Origin of the sequence: Cryobacterium sp. M91 (assembly GCF_002929615.1) — a bacterium.
In the GTDB taxonomy this organism is placed as follows: domain Bacteria; phylum Actinomycetota; class Actinomycetes; order Actinomycetales; family Microbacteriaceae; genus Cryobacterium; species Cryobacterium levicorallinum.
The window spans coordinates 1-17,722 of record NZ_PJJT01000081.1; the positions used below are offsets into that span (position 1 = coordinate 1).

Genomic DNA, 17,722 nt, shown 5'->3' on the forward strand with positions numbered 1-17,722 from the left:
ATACGACAAGCTCGCCGTCAACTACCGCGGCGGAGTCATCCTGCGGGCCATCACAATCTGGCTGAAGCCGTTAGGAGACACGCCCTAGTCGTGTTCACCCCCGAGGGTGAGCCCATCAACAATGCCGCCGTGCCCCACGGGATCTACGTCGCCGGGCACTTCCACGATTACATCTACAGTCCCGTGCACATCGCCCAAGTCATCCTGCACCGCGTCAACCTCTGCACCATCACCGCGCCCACCCGATAGAACCAGGAGAACCAGCAATGAGCACAACCGCCATTGACGCCCCCACCGCGGCGCGTTTCGTTGACGTGTTCGCCGCCGCCGACTTCGCGGGCGACGTAGGCCCGCGGATGAGCTGCACCGAAGTTGACGACCTCGCCAGGATGCTCCGCGCCGTCGGGGCCGATACCGCCGCCGAAACTTGGGTAGCGGCACACGCCGCAGAAGACCAAGACGAAGACGACCACCACCAAGCCTGAATGTCGAGCAACCGCCCCCTTAGTAAGGGCATCGAGGGGCGGTTCGACACCGCGGCAACTCACCCAGGGCGCAATTACCGACGACGGCTAGCCGATTCTGAATGAAGAACGCCGCCGACCCGGAACCTGGCGACATCGAGGCTTCGGGCGAACTCTCCGCGCACACCAGCCGGTCGGACCGCTCAGCAGTCTCCGGCGAGATTCTGGCGGGGGCGGCTGGACCTTGTTACCCGAGCGTAGAGAGCCGAATCCGGCGTTCGAACGGCAGGCCTCGCTGCGCGCTGCGTGTGTCTGGATGGCTGTGATCTCCTGCTGAGCTGTCTCTTCGATCTCATCGAGCCAGCGGCAGCGCCGGGTGTAACGGCCCGTCGGACGTTCAAGTATTGGCGTGGGCCCACTGCGTACGCGGTGGGCCCACGCCATCAAAGTAACCGGCGCCCCTGACAACGCCGCCCCAATCTGGGCTCGAATGGCGCGCCCCACACGGCNCCCCACACGGCTCGGTCTGGCGACGGACCGGACCGATGGCAGGCCAGAAGCGGGCCAGGAGCCCGCGGGCCTGGGTGGCTGGGAGTTTCTGAAGAGTTCGGTGATAGCCGCGAAAAAGCCCCGGGGTCACTGCACCTGGGGGAGGAGAGGAATCTTCCGGGGCCAATTCGTTCTTGGAGTGGGGGACTCCGTCGCCAACAGTACTGGGGATGGGCTGAATGCCGGCTGAGGCGGGCCGAAATGTCAGCCTGGCCTACTTGCAAATCGAGTTGGCCACACCCCGGTGAAGGCACTGCCGCGAGTGAACGGGTCGAGGATCGGTGTCAGCCGGCGGTGTTTGCGGGGGAGGGGACCGAGGCGGTCGGGGTGGCGAGTCCGCGCAGACGTTTCACTTCTTTGGGGTCAAGATCCAGCAGGTCGGCGACCCGACTCACGTTCTCACCGAGCGTGAAGAGACGTTCCACGCTCTGCCCGATCGTGTTCTCGACGGCGGCCAACTGGGCGACCAGAGTGTCCCGTTCGTCGCCAGCGGTGAAGAACTCCGCGAGAGTCGCTTCGATCTTGGTGTCGCGCTCCGCACGGACCTGATCCACCCGGGTACGGGCGAGCCTCGCTCGCTCGCGGGCATCCAGTTTCTTCCCAGTCTGTTTCGTTGCCATCGTCCAACTACCCCCACGTATCCATACTCAACTCGCACCGAACCATCACGGCACACCAAACTAATCACAGAACCAGCCAACCCCAAAACTCAACCAAAAAGCCAAAGCAAAGTAGACACACCTCTTGCACTAATAGTGTCTGGAGGGGATTCAGGCATTAACCTGTCTGAAAGGAGGTGGTTTCGCCATGATGACCGTGCACGTTCTTCACGCCGGTGATGGCTACACCTACCTGACCCGCCAGGTCGTGGCCGGGGACCATTCCGTGCGCCGGGGCGAAGACCTCACTGAGTACTACACCGCCGAGGGCAACCCGGTGGGGGAGTGGCTCGGGTCTGGACTGGTGAACCTGGGCGTCTCGGGGAACGTGTCTGAGGAGCAGATGCAGGCACTGTTCGGTGACGGGTTGCACCCGGACGCGGAGGCTGCGATCCGGGCTGCCGTCGCCGGGGGAGAGTCCCCGGAGGATGCTGTGCAGGCGTCCCGGTTGGGGCGCCGGTTCCCACGGATCCAGCCCAAACTGGACGGTTGGGACGACGCCGTCGCCGACGCCTACCAGGCATTCGAAGTGGAGAACGGACGCAGCCCCGAGGCCGGGGTGGAACGCGATCTGATCCGCTGGAACATCGCCGCCGCCCGGATCGCGGCCACGCTGCAGCGTCCCGGCACCGACGCAGAAGTGGCCACGCACCTCTCCCAGATGGGCAAGGCGGCCAGGCAGCCTGTTGCCGGTTACGACCTGGTGTTCACCCCGGTGAAGAGCGTGTCCGTGCTCTGGGCCCTCGGCGACGAGGCCACCTCCCAGCAGGTCCGTGACGCGCACAACGCGGCCTGGCAGGCCACGGTCGCGTGGCTCGAAACAGAAGCCGGTGTGACCCGGGTTGGTGCCGGTGGTATTGCCCAGGTCGACACGCACGGGTTCGTTGCCACCGCGTTTGAGCACCGTGATTCCCGCACCGGCGACCCCAATCTCCACACGCATGTGGCCGTGTCCACGAAGGTGCAGGGCCTGGATGGGAAGTGGCGTTCGCTGGATGGCCGGGTGCTGCACGCGCTCGGCGTGGCCGCGTCCGAACGGTACAACACCCTCGTCGAACAAGAAGTCCGCAACCGCCTCGGCGTGACTTTCGTCGATGAGACGCGGGGGCGGAACAAGCGCAGCGTCCGGGAGATCGCCGGCATCAGCCGGGAGCTGCGCGACTCGTTCTCGTCCCGGCGCGCGGCGATTGAAGACGCGTACGAAACCCTCGTTCAAAAGTACGTCGCCAAGCACGGTCACACCCCGCCGAAGACGGTGCAGCTGAGTCTGGCGCAGCGGGCGACGCTGGAAACCCGGGAGGGCAAGAGCGCCCCAAAGAGCCTGTCCCGGCAGCGTGCCGAGTGGCGGCTGGCCGCGATCAAGATCATCGGCGAAGTCGCCGTCGACACAATCGAGGCCACGGTCCGGCAACCCCAGCAGTTGTCCGTCACGGACGAGATCCTCGCCGCCCTGAGCATCAACCAGCTGGCCGAGCGGGTGCTGAACACGGTCGAAGACAGCCGCGCCACCTGGCGCCGATCCCACGTCGCCGCGGAGACCCAGCGCATCGCCCGGGCGTTCGCGAACGTGCGCCCCGGCGTCGATGCCCAGCAGGTCGCCGACCAGGTCGCCCAGGCCGTGATGGCCCGCGTGATCGGTGTCACCGCCCCGGCGCTGAACCCGGTCCCGGAGCAGCTGCAACGCCAGGACGGCGAGTCCATTTATAGGGTGCACGGGACCGAGCGGTTCACGTCGACGCGGATCCTCGCGATCGAAGACAGCCTCATCGACGCGGCCCGCACCGTCGCCGGCTTCACCGTCGACCCCGCCACATTCGCCACCACTGTTGAGGCGTTGAACGCGGCCAGTGAGTATCCGTTGGATGCGTCCCAGGTGGAGCTGGCCCGCCGCTTCGCGTCAGGTGGCCGGCTCCTCGAGGTCGGCATCGGCCCGGCCGGAACAGGCAAGACCACGGCCATGCGCGCATTCGCCCGCGCCGTCGAAGCCGGCGGCGGCCGGGTCCTGGCCCTGGCGCCGACCGCGGCCGCGTCGACGGTCCTCGCGGAAGAGATCAAGGTCGAGGCGGAGACCGCGCACAAGCTCGTCGACGTCCACCGCCACGGCTCACCCGAGCAGCAAGAGTCCGACCAGTACCGCATCGACAGCAATACCGTCCTCCTCATCGATGAGGCAGGCATGGCATCCACCCCGCTGCTCGCCGACGTCCTCGCCCTCGCCCAACAGCACGGGGCCACCATCCGGCTGCTGGGTGACCCGGCTCAGCTGGCCGCGGTCGAATCCGGCGGCGCCCTGCGCCTGATCGAGCAGCGCGTGGGCGCCAGCTACCTCGACCAGGTTCACCGCTTCATCGACACCGACGAAGCCGCCGCGTCCCTGCTCCTCCGCGACGGAGCGAGTGCCGCGCTCGACTTCTACGTCACCGCCGACCGCACCCGCGGTGGGATCCGGCAGAGCATGCTGGAAGAGATCTACGTGGCCTGGGCTGCCGACCGGGCAGGTAAGCGGCACTCGATCATGGTCGCGGGAACCAACGACGAGGTCGCCGCGCTCAACGCGCGCGCCCGCCTGGACCTGGTCAGTCAGGGCGTCGTCGGCAAGAGCGGGGCAGTGTTGCACGACGGGAACAAGGCCGGCCTAAACGATGTGATCGTGACCCGGCAGAACGACCGGAAGCTGCGCTCCAACCAGGGCAAGGACTTCGTCGCCAACGGCGACCTCTGGACCGTCATTGACAATGAGGGCGGTGACCTCAAGGTGAAGAGCCTCCGGCACGGGGGAGTCCTCACCCTGCCCGCCGAGTACGTGGCCACCCACGTTGAGCTCGGCTACGCCGCCACCATCAACCGGGTCCAGGGCATGACCGTGGACACCTCACACATCCTCGTCGACCCGCAATCCACCTCGCGCGAACAGCTGTACGTCGCGGCGACCCGCGGGCGCGAGTCCAACCGCATGTATGCCGTCGTGGAAGAAACTCTCGAGGTCGACGCGCACGCCCCCGACCACCTCCGCACCAGCGTCCTCGATGCCCTCACGGCCGTCCTCGCTCGGGAGAGCGCGGAACGATCCGCGACCGAAGAAATCCAGCGAGCCCAGGACTCCGCAGCCAGCCTGTCCACACTGCTACCGGCGTACGAGGACGCACTCAGTCGCGTCTACGACCCCAACCAGCTCGACCGGATGGAGGCCGTTGTCCGCGACGTGCTCGACTCGGAGATCGCCGACCGGGTCGTCCGAGACGAAGCGTGGACTCATCTCGCGAGGCGGCTCGCTGCGCACGAAGCCCATGGCGCCGACGTGCGCACCCACCTCGCTGCAGCCGTGCGGTTTGTGGATGCCGCGCCCGACTCGACCGTCGAGTCGTTCGCGAAGATCTACCACCACCGCATCGGAGCCCCCGCAGACGGGGCAACGCCAACGGAGACAGGCCTCCCGAGCTGGGTCAGCCCTCCGCCCGTAGGAGTAGACGGAGACAATCCGGAGACTCGCGCCTGGCTGCGCGCGCAGGCCGAGCTCATCCGAAACCGGACGGAAGCGCTCGTCGATACTGCCGCCGCGAACCCGGAACCGTGGAGCGAGAAGATTCGCCCCTCCCCGGATGACGCCTCCCTGACGGTGGCGTGGCGGCGCGACCTCGGGAACGTAGTTGCCTTCCGGGACCTGAACCAGATCGCCGACGCTGAGTCGCCGCTGGGTGCTGTCCGCACAGGCGACGATGCCTATACGGCGGCCGAAGCATCTCTCGAGAGCCTTCGTGTTGTCGAGGACAACGCTGCGGCAGAGGCACGCCGTCGCGTCGCCAGCCTGCGGCAGCGCCTGGCCGAAACCAACAGTGGCGGTCCCGCATTGGAGGCCGCCGAGCGCATCCAGCAGTTACTAGACCGCCAGCTGGTCCGGGAACCGCCGCGCTGGGATGATGAACGAGTTCAACGCGGCCCTGGCCAACGCCCCACGGTGTAGGGCGAGCGGCCGTCACGATATGGGTCGATGACCAGCTACTGAATCATGGATCAGGCGGTGCTCCATGCCAGCTCGACTGAGCGCGGGCGGCGGGCGGATTCCGATGCTGTGGCGAGGCTGAAGACGGCGTGCTCGTCGAAGAAGGCGAGCCATCGGGATTCGACATCGGAGTCGAGGAGGTGGCTGCCGATTTGGATTTTGCCCCCACCTGAATGGATATCGATCGATTCCCATCCGCCTTCGGATTGCGCGAAGTGAAAAGAGAGCTGCTCCCAACTCGGCGCTAAGTAGACGACGTGGGCATCGGATTGGTGCTCGAACGCGGCGCCGCTAATGTCGCTCAGAACAGGCCCCGCCCCGGAGAACCGAGCTTCGCGATAGTCCAGGCGCCGGTCGGCCACCGCATGGCGTAGACCCTCTTTGACCCGTGACTTCGGGGTGTGGCTCTTTATCGCCGTTATATAGCTGAAGTCCTCCCCCTCTCCGTTGGTTCGGCGGATCCAGATGCCGGTGGCGTTCGGGGAGACAGTCGTTAGGTCACCGTCGATGGTTCGGCCTATGTAGAAGTGGTCGATTCCATCTCCTCGCTTGATCGACGCGTCGGGATGCCTGTCGACTAATTCGTGAAGCATGCGGTTGTGCTCGGGGTCAGATATGCGGTCGTAGACGCTGTACCGGGGGTCATAAAGAATCGCTCGGAATGCAGCCTGGGCGGCTGTTTTGCTTGGCCAGGTGAAGCTGTCGAGTTCCACGGGAATGCTCTTGCCCATCAGTCATGATCTTTCTGTTCGCAACGCGCTTAGACAAGCCGTAATACTGGGCGGTCGTCAATCTCACCCAGGAATACCCGGACTCGTGCTGGCTTCCATGCCAATTCCTTCGCCAACGCGACGACGCTTAGCCCCTGGGCTTCCGCCAGTTCGACCGCCTGCTTAAGTAGGACCGGGACCTCTCCCGGGAACTGATGCACTGGCTGCTCGACGAGTGCGCCTTGTTCCGCGAGTTGATTCAGGCGTATGTATGCGCGGCGGGCGGTGGGATCGGAGAGAAGTCCCATTTCTCGACTGCGGTAGACAAGAGACTTGATGGACACTCCCCACTCCTCGCTCAACCGGCCGAGACGCCCGAAATCTAGCCGTCGAGGCAACACGTTCTGGAGGACAGCGCCGGGAGTAAGGAACTCGGCGGCGAACTTGTCCGCCTCCCTTTCCAGGGACGGATCCCCAGCGGTCTTCCCGCTATGAATCACCAAGTGACCTAGTTCGTGAGCTGCTGTGAACCGGTGCCGGTGCACGTCGTTGGCGCGGTCCGGAGACAGGACGATCACAGGTCGCGACAGTGACATCGTGGAAAACGCATCGATTCGCGCTACTTCGCGCTCGATGAATGGAACCAAGATAGTTACAATTCCGTGGCTTTCTATCGTGCGCACGACATGCGAAATTGGCTCGTTGCCGAGATTCCATGCTTGTCGGAGTTCACGAGCCGCGGCAGCTGGATCGTTAGAAAACGTTCCCGGCTCAATTTCTCCACCCATAAATCCGGGCAGGTCCACTCGTGGAAGTCGCACGCGCTTTTCTATCGCGTGGACGAGTTCCCACAGTTGCTCGGTGTACGCGGTCGCTTTAGCACGCTGCTTGGAAGTCGTCGATCGCAGGGAGCGGAAAAAGGCGTCGCCAGATTCCAGCTTCGCTTGCGGACGGCCGGTCGCAAAGAATTCCCGCGGGACGTCCAAACTGCTCGCCATCTTGGGAATGTGGTCACCACGAGGAAGGGACACGCCCGACTCATACTGGCCGATCATTGCCGGGGAGACGAGAATATCGCGGGCAAGATCCTGCTTCGTCTTGAGTGCAAGTTGACGAGCCTGTCGTAGCCGATCGGGATCGAATGCTCGGGCGATTTCTCGATCGCTGAGCGGCTTCGATGGTGGTGTGAGCGGTGACATCGCGTCCTTCAAATCGTTCATGACCCGTCAGGCGCATTCGCTGCGGTCGTGCCTTCGGCATCCAGGACCGGGTCGGCGTCGGCGGCTTCGCCCTGGTTGAGCAGACGCAAGAGGTTGGTGGGGAGTGGAGCGTCATCAAAGCGACGAATCGGTTCATCATCGATAAGAGTGAGCAGCGTCGGGGCAACGATGAGTGCAGGCATCGGGAGCTCCTCGCGGTAGAGCCAGAGCACGGAGCCGTCCTGGAGAAGTGTTGCTTCGCCAATATAGACGTGTTGCATTCCGCCCTGCGCGGTGCAGTCGTACGCGACGAAAGCGAGCTTGGTCGCGCTGCCAAGCGATGCCGGGAGCGCCGCAAAGTCCTGTTGGGCCTCCTCTTCAAGATCGAGGCTGCCGAAGTCGAGGGGTTCGCTGACGCTGTTCCGCTCTTCGACGTCGAAGATGCGGGTGACTACACCGGATCTTCCGAGCTTCATGCGATCGGGGCCAACTGTTCCAGCAGGGCACTTGGCTGAGAACAGCACCATCTGGTTGAAGACTGGCAGCTGATAGCGCCCACGGGTGGGGCGGATCGTCTCGACGCCAGGGAGGAAGGCCAGATGGGCCACCACTTCTTCGCGGAGGCTGAGCCAGAAGGTCCCATAGGCATCGTTCGTTCGCAGCCCGCTTCCATGCTTCGCCTCGAGAGACCGCTCATGGGCAGCCACTCCAGCTGAAACCAGTGCGCACATGACCTGCGAGCTGTGCTCACCGAAGTGAGAGAGGAACCATTCGGATGGTTCGGGTGACTCGAGCATCGGGAACTCCTAGGGAAGTGATGGGGACATCCCTAACCCTACAGCATTAACTATAGTTTTTTACTGAAAACAATCACTCAAGCCATATTTATTTGCGTCACACAGTCCCAGAAGGGGCATTTTCTTGCGTTTCTTGAGATCATCGTCACGAACCGGGGGCTCCAGCCGACGCGCGGCGAACGATCTTGCCGCGATCGAGCGAGCACCCAAGCACGGTGCGGACACTTTTCGCAGGTGCTGACTTCGTCGGAGGCGCTTTCTGCATTGAGGGTGCTGCGAGACGTGTCGGCTTGCTCGGTGGCCTGGCTGCCATGTGAACGTGCTAGTTCAGTTCGAAGGGTACTGGCGACCCCCGACGTGCTCCGTCAGCTCGTTCGATCCTCGAGCGATCGTGCAGTTAGCCAGCGAGAGACTTCGTACTGATTTCAGTGAAAAGACCTTTGATCAGGTATTACTTGTCATAATATCTATTATCGGTCACAAACTAGAACCAATTTCAATTGATGAGAAAACTCGTCTTAGTTTGATACGAGACCTGTTTTCCCGTGAAATCAAGGCTGTTGTGGGGTCGTGATTGCGCCGTCGGTGACCTGATAGAAATGCGTCGAACCATTGATTCAGGGCTCAAATGAACGTATCATGCATCTGATGATTGATTTCAGCATCTGCTTATTGGAGGCCAAATGGCTTCGCGACGTTTCGAACCGGGATTTGCACCCGAGATTCTGAGTTCCCGAGTGTCAGTGCTTCTGCGTCCCGATGAGCAGACTTTCGCGGCGATGATCAGCGGCTGGACCGATCAGCAATTGGCTCGAGGTTTGAAGCGATCAACCATCGAGCCGCGGTTGAAGCTTGTACGGCGCTTCCAGACGTTCACGAATGCATATCCCTGGACGTGGAAACCCGTTGACGTTGAGGAATTCATGTCTGAGCTCCGCAGCGGCTCCGGGGTGGCCGTGAGTACTTTGCGTTCCCACCAGGCAGCGATCCGGATCTTTTGCGATTTCGTTTGCGATCCCCGCTACGACTGGGTGACTGTCTGTGAGCGTTTGTTCGGCACGCACCCGATACAGATCTGTTTTGACTGGAACACGGCCGTGCATAGCTCGGACTATGAGGGGCGGCCGGGGCGGCGCGCTCTGACGCGAGTCGAACTTCAGGGATTCTTCGATCACGCCGACGATGAGGTTGTCCGGCTGCGCCACACGGGCACGAAGGGATGGCTGTCCGCGCAGCGGGACGCCACGGCGTTCAAAGTCGCCTACGCCTATGGGCTGCGACGGCGGGAGTTCCAGATGCTGGACCTGGAAGTCTTCGGCCCCAACCCGCACGCGCCGGAATTCGGTGGCAACGGCGTTCTCTACGTTCGTTGGGGCAAGGCGACCAAGGGTGGGACCCCGCGTCGCCGGTCGGTGCTGACCGTGTTCCCGTGGGTCACCGAGGTCATCGACGAGTGGGTCGGCACGTTCCGCGGCCAGTTTGACACGGCCCCGCGCAGCTCGGCGCTCTGGCCGAGCGAACGCGGTGCCCGGGTCGGCCCAGAGGCACTGGGCCGACGATTTGCCAGCTGGAGAACGGAGGTCGGACTGCCATCGGAGATCGGCCCGCACTGCCTGCGGCATTCCTACGTCACCCATCTCATTGAAGACGGCTACGACCCTTTGTTCGTCCAACGACAGGTGGGTCATACCCACGCCTCCAGTACCTCCATCTACACCTCGGTGTCATCCGACTTCCGAACCCGGACCTTGAGAAAAGTACTGGACGCGAGTATCGCGGCAGCTCTCTCCGACCCCCAAAAGGACAGACCATGACCGCGAAACGACGCATCAGCTACCACTGGCACCTCCGAACCCTCATGGCGGCGCACAGCATGTGGAAGACGACCGAATTGGGCCCGCTGCTCCGTGACCGCGGCGTGAGTCTGTCGCCCGCGCAGGTTTACCGACTGGTGGCCGAGCAGCCGGAACGACTATCGCTGCGCACGCTTGTTGCGCTCTGTGACATCTTCGACTGCACCCCGAACGATCTCGTGGAGCCCTACGTCGAGGCCACCGTGGGCAAGCAGGCAGTCAACGCCGCTCCGGCCGTTGACATCTCAGCGGATTCACGCCCGGTCCGAGCTCGGATCATCACCGAGGAGAAGACATGAGTCGTCCGCGGAAGGCCCCTGATCCCACTCGTCACACTCCGTGCGCCCGCTGCCACGAGGCATACTCCCCTGCCGCCTTATGGCCGGAGGGGGTGATTTGCACGTATTGCTACATGGCCGCGAAACGTTTCCACGGCACCTGCATCATATGCCGGCATGACGGGATCGTCCCGGGCATAACGCCTCAGGGGCGCACGTGCCGCACCTGCAGCGGCATCACCCTCAACGTTGACTGCACCGAGTGCGGCGCCGAAGAGGAGCTCCACAGCAAGGGGCGCTGCTGGAGATGCGTGCTGAAGGATCAGATCAGGCAGACCCTGACCGGTCCCACCGGCCAGATTCCCGACAAGCTTGCTCCCCTTGCTGCCGCGCTGGGCGACATGGCACGGCCGAACAGTGGCCTGACCTGGATTCGACAACCACATGTCGATCGGCTGCTCCGATCGATCGCCGCCGGAACTATCGACCTCTCGCACGACGCGTTCGACGCGCTGCCACCGTCCCAGACCGTCGAATACATCCGCGCACTGCTCATCGAGCACGACGCGCTGCCGACCCGTGACCGCTATCTGGCCGAGTTCACGGCCTGGTCCACTCGCAAACTCACCCTGCTCAAAGATCCGGCACACAAGTCAGTGACCGAACGCTTCATTCGATGGCACCAGCTGCGCCGGCTCCGGGAACAGATCAAGACGGACGGCGCGGTGAGCAGCGGCCTGTTCCTGAGTGCCAAGCAAAGCACGACCGTCACCGTGAACTTCCTCAACTGGCTCACCGACAACGAAGCCACCCTCGAGGACGTTAACCAAGCCTACGTGGATCGCTGGCTGGCGCACGGTCCGAGCACAAATGCATTGATCGAAACGTTTCTCTACTGGGCGATCGGCCGCCGCCTTGTCCCACCGCTTGAGCTGCCTAAGCGATCGCTGGCCAACCGCAAGTCCTTCGGGCACGACCAACGAGTTGACGCGATCCGACGGGTTCTCCTGTCGGACGAGATGCTCCTGAACCTACGGATCGCAGGCGGCCTTGTGCTCCTCTTCGGCCAGCCGCTCAACCGCATCGCATCCATGAAGTTGGACCACGTCCAGCTCGACGGCGACGTGACACGGCTTCAGATCGTCGATGAATGGCTGGACCTCCCCGCTCCGTTCGACGCGTTGATGCGGTCGTGGCTCACGACGCGATTCAACTTGCAGACCGCCGCGCACACACAGTCACCCTGGCTGTTCCCGGGCCTGATGCCAGGCCAACACCTTATCCCGGCCTATATCTCCACAGCGCTGGCCAGGGAAGGCATTCCCGGCCAACTCGGACGCACGGCGGCATGGCGCGACATGGTCAAAGACGCCCCACCGAGCATCCTTGCCGGTCTCCTCGGAATGACCCTTGAAACGGCCGTGCGACACGCAGAACTCGCCGGCGCTAACTTCGCCCGCTGCGCCGCGCTCCGCCAGTGACTCATCGCCTCTCGACAGGCGGGATCAAGTGCAATTCGACGCCGTTGGACACGCATCGTTACCGGTATCACCCGACAAATAACCCGACATATCCTCCGCGAAATGCTAGCCTCGCCCCATGACTAGGGTGTGTGGTCTGTTCAGAAGCCACCCGGGAACGGCCGCACACACTTGGCTCCCTCTGTGTCCGGACGCGGCTGGGACAGGCGGCCGTACGCTCGGCGGTGGAGGCGCTCCTCGCCTACAGCGCTAACGCCGGTGCTGGAACGACCTAGGCTAGGCAGCATGACGGTCGAACAGGTTGAGCAAGGACCGCGCCGAGTCGCGCGCACTGTCGAGGTGTCGGCCTCGGCTGACGACGTCTTCGCGTTGGTGGCTGATCCGCACCGTCACGGTGAGCTGGACGGCTCAGGCACCGTCCGCGACACAGTTTCGGGGCCGCGGCGGCTCAGCCAGGGCGCACAATTTTCGGTAGCGATGAAGCAGTTCGGCGTCCGGTATCGCATTACCAGCACGGTGACGCGCATCGAGGAGGGTCGACTTGTGGAATGGCGTCACCCAGCGGGCCACCGGTGGCGCTGGGAACTCACGCCACTCACGCCCACGTCTACGCGCGTCACTGAGACGTTCGACTACAGCACCGTCCCAGCCGTGCAGGCCAAGGTCTTCGAGTTGCTCGGCTTTCCTCGGCAGAACGCCGCCGGCATCGAAGCCACTCTGCGCCAACTCGCGTCGCGCTACGCCCGTGCTTAACTGGATGATGCTCACGTCCTGACCGGACGCCGAGGCCTCCGTCTGCACGGGCGTACCCCTCGCCAGATGCTGCCAGCGGTGCGGTCGGGGGAATGGTTCTCAGCGTACGTCGGGTGCTTGAGCTCGTTTAATGCGGCGCAGTGCCTGCGGAATCTGTATTCGTCTGCGCGATAGGAGGGGATCGTTCTGAGTTGCCGGCTATCTCTTCCACGTAATTCTCAGCGGTTGGACGCTGCAGTGAACGATTCGATGGCGCTGTGAAACTGATTGAAGGTCAGGTGTCGGCGGGGCGATTCTATATTGAGGACTTCGAATAGCGAGCCGCTCTGGTTGATGTAGCCGAGAACTTTTTCGGGTGATTGCTCATCTTGTCGCCGGTCAGCTACCCGCCATTCATGGTCTGAAAGAATACACAATTCGAGGTCTGCTGCCGCGCATGGTTCATGTTGATTATTCGACATTCATCTCCTTCACCGTGGGGTGATTGGACGTTCCCCGGCGGGTTCCTGCTCGGTGGGTTCGTTCCCACCAAGATAAAACGCACCCTGGTCTGCGCATCTGTCACAGCAGATCACGGGAGGGTCGGCGAAGTGATGTTTTCGTAGCAACGTTTCGGTGAGTGAAGTGTTTCATAGTCAATTTGTTTTGTGCTGGTAATTGGAGTGAATTCGTTGATTTGGTATGTGGAAAAATGTCACTGTGTAGCTCGCGGTCTGGCGCGTAGCACCGTCCAGCCGTCCTAGAGCAGATCGGATTTGCTGCGCACCTCTCACCGGACGCCCTGGTACCAGCTGCGCGTATCCGGATTGAGCGGCAACTTGCCGAAGATACGGGCGGTGGCGGCCCGATGGCAGGCCGGGGCCTGCCGCCGCATGGATTTGCGTATGACAAAATATGGAGGGACACGCTCCGCCCGAGCGATTCATTTCGCAACGGTAGGGTACCTGCCGTGCGTTGCTGCTCATAGTGTTCCCGTCGTCGAGGCTTCGACCTTGTTAAGGCGGGGAGTGTCTCGGAAACACCGTTTAAGAGACAGTCCCTTTGACAACAATGCGAGCATCAAATTCCGCCCTTGCCTGGACGAGAAATACGGCAATAGGTCTTGTCACACGGGCTCGTGCCCGATTCGTGACGGTGCTACGCGCTCAGCTGCGGGGACTGGGACTGGGGACTGGTTCGGGCCACGTCTGTGCGGACAATGGCTCCTCATTTTGCGAGTGGTTTGTGTGCCGGTACGAGGGTGTGCCCGCGGTGAGTGAAGCCGTATTCGGCGTGCGCTGGCGTCTTGGGCGCACCGTCCGAACGACTAGGGCGTGGCGCGTTCGGCCTTCTTCGTGCCGACCTGCACAGCAAGCGCTTCGAGCACGTCTGACGGGGCCGTGGCGGACGTGATCGCGGCCCGGAATGCGGGTTTCATCAGGGCGCGGGACAGTTGAGCGAGAACCTTGAGGTGTTCGGTTCCGGCTGCCGCCTCCGGAACGGCGATCATGAAGATCAACGTGGCCTTGGAACCGTCGGCTGAGTTCCAGTCGATGCCATTTGTACTGCGGGCGAAGGCGAGCACCGGGGCGCTCACCCCATTCGACTTGGAATGTGGGATCGCGATGCCGTCGCCGATACCCGTTGTACCATGCTCCTCGCGAGCGAAGGCGGCCTGGATTACCAAGGTCTCATCAGTGACACGGCCGGTCGTGTGCATCAGGCCGGCCAGAGTGCGGATCATCGCGTCCCGGTCGGTCTCGTCGACGTCGAGCACGATCGTGCGTTCGTCGATGTAGTCGAGTACGGTCTTCTTCGCCGGAGGACCAGATGCCGAGACGGATTCGCGCACTACTGGACTGGAAACATCGGCATCTGCGGACGTACGGTGGGCCGTCGTGCGCGCGGAGATGCCGAGCAGCAGCACCGATACGAGGGCGGTGACAACGGCACCGACGAGCAGGGCGGTGAAGTACATCGGCACCCCGGAGACCGCACCGAAGACGGCGACGATCGGGCCACCGTGCGGTACGGAGTTGGTGACCCCGAACAGGGCAGCAATGCCCCCGGCCACGGCGCCACCGATCATGTTCGCCGGGATGACCTGCAACGGCTTGGCCGCGGCGAGCGGAATCGCGCCCTCGGTGATGCCGAAGAATCCCAAGAACAGTGCGGCGATGCCGGCTTCACGCTCTGGCTTGGAAAAGTAACGGCCGCGGATCAGCGTGGCCAAGCCCATCCCGAGCGGGGGAACGGCGATCGCCGCGGCGACCATGCCCATCGGAGCTGAGTTCCCCGCTGCGATCAGTGCCCCACCAAAGAGGAACGCGGTCTTGTTGATCGGACCGCCCATGTCGAAGGCGATCATGGCGCCGAGGATCAGGCCGAGCACGACCACGCTGCCGCCTTGGAGACCGGTGAGGAATGTGGTCATGGTGGAGAAGACCCAGCTAATCGGCTGGCCGAGGGCGAGCACGAAGGCGCCGCCGACGATCACGGTGGTGAGCACGGGAATAACCAGGATCGGCATGATCGGCTTGATGAAGCGGTGCACGGGGATTTTCTTGATGCCGAGGGCGACAAAGCCGACCAGGAATCCGGTGACAATGCCGCCAATGAAGCCGGCGCCCGATTCGGAATTATAGAAGGCCCCGGTCGTGGCAATCCAGCCACAGATCATGCCCGGTGCGAGTCCGGGCCGGTCGGCGATGGCGTAAGCGATGAAACCGGAAAGAATCGGCACCATTAGGGTGAAACCGAGCCCACCGATCTGGTTGAGCGTCAGCCAGAAACTGCCCTCCGGGATGACGAGCCCATTCGGGGTCGCCTCGCCACCGAAGGAAAGCGAGACGGCGATCAGGAGTCCACCGACCACGACGAACGGGATCATGTAAGACACGCCGTTCATCAAAGCGCGGTATAACATACCCCCGACGTCGGCCCTGCCTGCACTCGAGACTGTGGCGTCCCCGTCCCCGTCCCCGTCGCCGGCTGCGGACGGTGAGGTAGCGAGGGCGTTCCGAATGAGTTCGGCGGGGTTGTGTATACCGTCGGCAACCTTGGCGGAGACGATCCGCTTGCCAGCAAAGCGCGACCGATCGATCCGGGTATCGGCCGCGATCACGATAGCGTCCGCACGATCAATGTCGTCCTGGCTAAAGGTTCCCTCGACGCCAACGGAGCCGTGCGTCTCGACCTTTATCTCATAGCCGAGCTCTGTTGCCGCGCTCTCCAGCTTCTCCGCCGCCATGTAAGTGTGCGCGATGCCGGTGGGACAGGCCGTGATTCCCAGGATCAACAATCTCGGTGAAGCCGACTTCGCATCGGCAAAAAGTTTGGGCATGACTGTTGAGTCCTTCCTGGGCTAGGCCGACCGGAAGTTCTGCTAACGGCCTGAGCCAATTTTGTAATTCTATCATTCTCCCGCCAGAGCATAGGAGTGCGAGCGCGTCCCTGAGGTGTCGTGGTAACAGCGAGCTTGTGTGAAGTCACCATCGGTGACGACGGGGTCTACGATGCGGTGGTATCGATGCGGCGCGGCGGCGATGTAACCGCAATCGACCAGGCGCACGACGAGATCGGCAACTGGTGCGGAGAATCTCCAGACCTCGTGGAGTAGAACGCGACCCGCCCGCGCTACGCCTGCCGGCACTGACACTGTCAGGGGGGACACCGCTAGCCCCCGCGGTTTTTACGGCGTGCGAATTATCTGAGCGGGCCGGGACCGGTTGCATGTTTTCTCCGTTCGTTCAGGGCCTCTGGTGGCAGCGGCGTCACCGGGGATATCAGCGCTCGGCCTGTGTGAACCCGGTGGGTTGGAACGAGGGAGCGTCATCACTGACTAGGTTACTGACGGCTTCAGGATGGAAGCACTGTGGTTGTCGGCATACAAGGTCTCTCCCGCACATTGTCGGGGAGCGTGGTGTGCCGCATCTCCCACCGGGCACTGGACAGCGTGACAGCTCTAGATTCTTGCGGACTCAGGATGTTGCGCCAGGCAGCGAGCAAAGGCAACACGATCCGGGTGTGTTGGCATGCCGGGGGATGGCCGCGAACGGTGAGACACCGCCTACAGGCCGGGGGAGCACCGAGCGTTATGGGCTCGAGCTGCAATTATGGGTGTGAGGGAAGACACGGAATTCGACCGACCCCACGGGGTGCAGACCGAAATATCCGGACTCCGTGAGTGGTTGGGCCTCACCTCCTGGGAAGAGCGACGTGAAGTGGGCGACGGTACTCACAAGTACATCCTGAGTTCTCTTGATACCGCGACGTTGAAGGTCGGTGAACACTCGGGGATGGCACTCGACTTTCGTTCGAGGTGGCGCGACGAATCCTGTATCGCAGTACGTGCGCTGCGCGAAGACGATCCAATGACGACTCTGGACGGCCTTTCCCATGGGGAGCAGTGGCGCGAGATCGTCGTTTCGGATGACGAGCGCAAGCCGGCGCCGAAGGGCCATCTTCCGCACCTGGTGCAGTACCAAGACTTCGGCGTTGAGGGAATCGGTCGCTGGATTGCTCTTCGGGACCAATTCGTTCGAGCCCTCGACCCCGTAATCACCAGCAATAATCTTCGCAACGCGACTCCACAGACGCGCCTCGCCCACACAAGCCCAGGCGTGGAGGCGCTGGGTACCTGTTGATGCTTCGCGACGGCATGGGGTCGAACAAGGCGGCGGGAGCCACGCTGAAGTCGCGGTTCGATCGGATTCTCGCTGACCTAGGCGATTGTCTCCCATTCGATGGCCCCACGTGGGCCGAACAAACCGTGGCGACATATAACGCGTTGAAACACGCGAACCGGACCCTAGCTGATGATGTCGATGTACTGACTTCGTGGGCTGAAAGCGTCATGGTCGTGCGAGCGTGGGTCGCGCTGGAACTCGGTATCGCGATGGACGTGGTGAAATCGCGACTCGCGGCCGACAGGCAGCCTCGCCATTTTGTGAAGGTCGAATAGCTCCAAGGCGATCGAAACGACTATTACAGGTTCGGGA

16 protein-coding genes are annotated in these 17,722 nt (G+C 62.8%); 10 read left to right on the forward strand and 6 right to left on the reverse strand.

Annotation, left to right across the window (positions count from 1 at the left end; all coding sequences use genetic code 11):
- Positions 1-90 precede the first annotated feature (90 nt).
- Both CXY80_RS19425 and CXY80_RS07605 read left to right on the forward strand, forming a co-directional pair.
- Positions 91-249 carry a hypothetical protein gene (locus CXY80_RS19425; RefSeq protein WP_158251599.1) on the forward strand — a complete coding sequence of 53 codons (159 nt, stop codon included), beginning with the start codon at positions 91-93 and terminating at the stop codon, positions 247-249.
- 17 nt (positions 250-266) lie between these two features.
- Complete coding sequence (locus tag CXY80_RS07605) at positions 267-485, forward strand: hypothetical protein (protein WP_104132124.1); 219 nt, start codon at positions 267-269, stop codon at positions 483-485.
- 812 nt (positions 486-1,297) lie between these two features.
- Here the strand turns inward: CXY80_RS07605 and CXY80_RS07610 are convergent.
- A complete protein-coding gene (locus CXY80_RS07610; protein WP_104132125.1) occupies positions 1,298-1,633 on the reverse strand; it encodes a hypothetical protein in 336 nt (111 codons plus the stop codon).
- A 187-nt stretch (positions 1,634-1,820) separates the two neighbouring features.
- Between CXY80_RS07610 and mobF the strand changes: the two genes are divergently transcribed.
- Positions 1,821-5,633: a MobF family relaxase gene (gene mobF, locus CXY80_RS07615; RefSeq protein WP_104132126.1), complete on the forward strand. Its 3,813-nt coding sequence runs from the start codon at positions 1,821-1,823 to the stop codon at positions 5,631-5,633.
- A gap of 50 nt (positions 5,634-5,683) precedes the next feature.
- On the opposite strand, the gene CXY80_RS07620 is transcribed toward mobF, so the two are convergent.
- Genes CXY80_RS07620 through CXY80_RS07630 form a run of 3 tightly spaced genes read right to left on the reverse strand, consistent with a single transcriptional unit; the run spans position 5,684 to position 8,378 of the window.
- Entirely contained in the window at positions 5,684-6,403 is a 720-nt protein-coding gene (locus tag CXY80_RS07620) for a DCL family protein (protein WP_104132127.1), read from the reverse strand.
- A gap of 29 nt (positions 6,404-6,432) precedes the next feature.
- Positions 6,433-7,602 carry an XRE family transcriptional regulator gene (locus CXY80_RS07625; RefSeq protein WP_199182237.1) on the reverse strand — a complete coding sequence of 390 codons (1,170 nt, stop codon included), beginning with the start codon at positions 7,600-7,602 and terminating at the stop codon, positions 6,433-6,435.
- Positions 7,599-8,378 (reverse strand): hypothetical protein, encoded by a 780-nt coding sequence (locus CXY80_RS07630; RefSeq protein ID WP_104132128.1) that lies wholly within the window; start codon positions 8,376-8,378, stop codon positions 7,599-7,601. The genes CXY80_RS07625 and CXY80_RS07630 overlap by 4 nt, the downstream gene beginning before the upstream one ends.
- 923 nt (positions 8,379-9,301) lie before the next feature.
- On the opposite strand from CXY80_RS07630, the gene CXY80_RS07635 reads away from it, so the two are divergent.
- The 4 genes from CXY80_RS07635 to CXY80_RS07650 all read left to right on the forward strand — a co-directional run bounded on the left by CXY80_RS07635 (position 9,302) and on the right by CXY80_RS07650 (position 12,743).
- A complete protein-coding gene (locus tag CXY80_RS07635) occupies positions 9,302-10,192 on the forward strand; it encodes a tyrosine-type recombinase/integrase (RefSeq protein ID WP_233195128.1) in 891 nt (296 codons plus the stop codon).
- The gene (locus CXY80_RS07640) at positions 10,189-10,530 is read left to right on the forward strand and encodes a helix-turn-helix transcriptional regulator (protein WP_104132130.1); all 342 of its coding nucleotides are present in this window, start codon (positions 10,189-10,191) and stop codon (positions 10,528-10,530) included. Before CXY80_RS07635 ends, CXY80_RS07640 begins: the two co-directional genes overlap by 4 nt.
- A 290-nt stretch (positions 10,531-10,820) precedes the next feature.
- Complete coding sequence (locus tag CXY80_RS07645; RefSeq protein ID WP_104132131.1) at positions 10,821-11,990, forward strand: hypothetical protein; 1,170 nt, start codon at positions 10,821-10,823, stop codon at positions 11,988-11,990.
- A 285-nt stretch (positions 11,991-12,275) separates the two neighbouring features.
- Positions 12,276-12,743: an SRPBCC family protein gene (locus tag CXY80_RS07650; RefSeq protein WP_104132132.1), complete on the forward strand. Its 468-nt coding sequence runs from the start codon at positions 12,276-12,278 to the stop codon at positions 12,741-12,743.
- A gap of 218 nt (positions 12,744-12,961) precedes the next feature.
- On the opposite strand, the gene CXY80_RS19090 is transcribed toward CXY80_RS07650, so the two are convergent.
- Positions 12,962-13,204, reverse strand: a complete 243-nt coding sequence (locus CXY80_RS19090; protein WP_146070699.1) for a hypothetical protein — start codon at positions 13,202-13,204, stop codon at positions 12,962-12,964.
- Positions 13,205-14,049: 845 nt separating this feature from the next.
- Positions 14,050-16,065 (reverse strand): fructose-specific PTS transporter subunit EIIC, encoded by a 2,016-nt coding sequence (locus tag CXY80_RS07655; protein WP_104132133.1) that lies wholly within the window; start codon positions 16,063-16,065, stop codon positions 14,050-14,052.
- Between the two features lie 120 nt (positions 16,066-16,185).
- Here CXY80_RS07655 and CXY80_RS19430 point away from each other — a divergent pair, with 120 nt between their 5' ends.
- The 3 genes from CXY80_RS19430 to CXY80_RS07665 all read left to right on the forward strand — a co-directional run bounded on the left by CXY80_RS19430 (position 16,186) and on the right by CXY80_RS07665 (position 17,685).
- On the forward strand, positions 16,186-16,341 hold the full coding sequence (locus CXY80_RS19430) for a hypothetical protein (protein WP_158251600.1): 156 nt from the start codon (positions 16,186-16,188) through the stop codon (positions 16,339-16,341).
- 571 nt (positions 16,342-16,912) lie between these two features.
- Entirely contained in the window at positions 16,913-17,368 is a 456-nt protein-coding gene (locus tag CXY80_RS07660; protein ID WP_146070700.1) for a hypothetical protein, read from the forward strand.
- Entirely contained in the window at positions 17,368-17,685 is a 318-nt protein-coding gene (locus CXY80_RS07665; protein WP_104132135.1) for a HEPN domain-containing protein, read from the forward strand. The genes CXY80_RS07660 and CXY80_RS07665 overlap by 1 nt, the downstream gene beginning before the upstream one ends.
- The last annotated feature ends 37 nt before the right edge of the window (positions 17,686-17,722 follow it).

Excerpts from the sequence above, each read along its gene's own strand:
- CXY80_RS07605 (WP_104132124.1), top strand. The coding sequence starts at position 267 with ATGAGCACAACCGCCATTGACGCCCCCACCGCGGCGCGTTTCGTTGAC.
- CXY80_RS07610 (WP_104132125.1), bottom strand. The coding sequence starts at position 1,633 with ATGGCAACGAAACAGACTGGGAAGAAACTGGATGCCCGCGAGCGAGCG.
- mobF (WP_104132126.1), top strand. The coding sequence starts at position 1,821 with ATGATGACCGTGCACGTTCTTCACGCCGGTGATGGCTACACCTACCTG.
- CXY80_RS07620 (WP_104132127.1), bottom strand. The coding sequence starts at position 6,403 with ATGGGCAAGAGCATTCCCGTGGAACTCGACAGCTTCACCTGGCCAAGC.
- CXY80_RS07625 (WP_199182237.1), bottom strand. The coding sequence starts at position 7,602 with ATGAACGATTTGAAGGACGCGATGTCACCGCTCACACCACCATCGAAG.
- CXY80_RS07630 (WP_104132128.1), bottom strand. The coding sequence starts at position 8,378 with ATGCTCGAGTCACCCGAACCATCCGAATGGTTCCTCTCTCACTTCGGT.
- CXY80_RS07635 (WP_233195128.1), top strand. The coding sequence starts at position 9,302 with ATGTCTGAGCTCCGCAGCGGCTCCGGGGTGGCCGTGAGTACTTTGCGT.
- CXY80_RS07640 (WP_104132130.1), top strand. The coding sequence starts at position 10,189 with ATGACCGCGAAACGACGCATCAGCTACCACTGGCACCTCCGAACCCTC.
- CXY80_RS07650 (WP_104132132.1), top strand. The coding sequence starts at position 12,276 with ATGACGGTCGAACAGGTTGAGCAAGGACCGCGCCGAGTCGCGCGCACT.
- CXY80_RS19090 (WP_146070699.1), bottom strand. The coding sequence starts at position 13,204 with ATGTCGAATAATCAACATGAACCATGCGCGGCAGCAGACCTCGAATTG.
- CXY80_RS07655 (WP_104132133.1), bottom strand. The coding sequence starts at position 16,065 with ATGCCCAAACTTTTTGCCGATGCGAAGTCGGCTTCACCGAGATTGTTG.
- CXY80_RS07665 (WP_104132135.1), top strand. The coding sequence starts at position 17,368 with ATGCTTCGCGACGGCATGGGGTCGAACAAGGCGGCGGGAGCCACGCTG.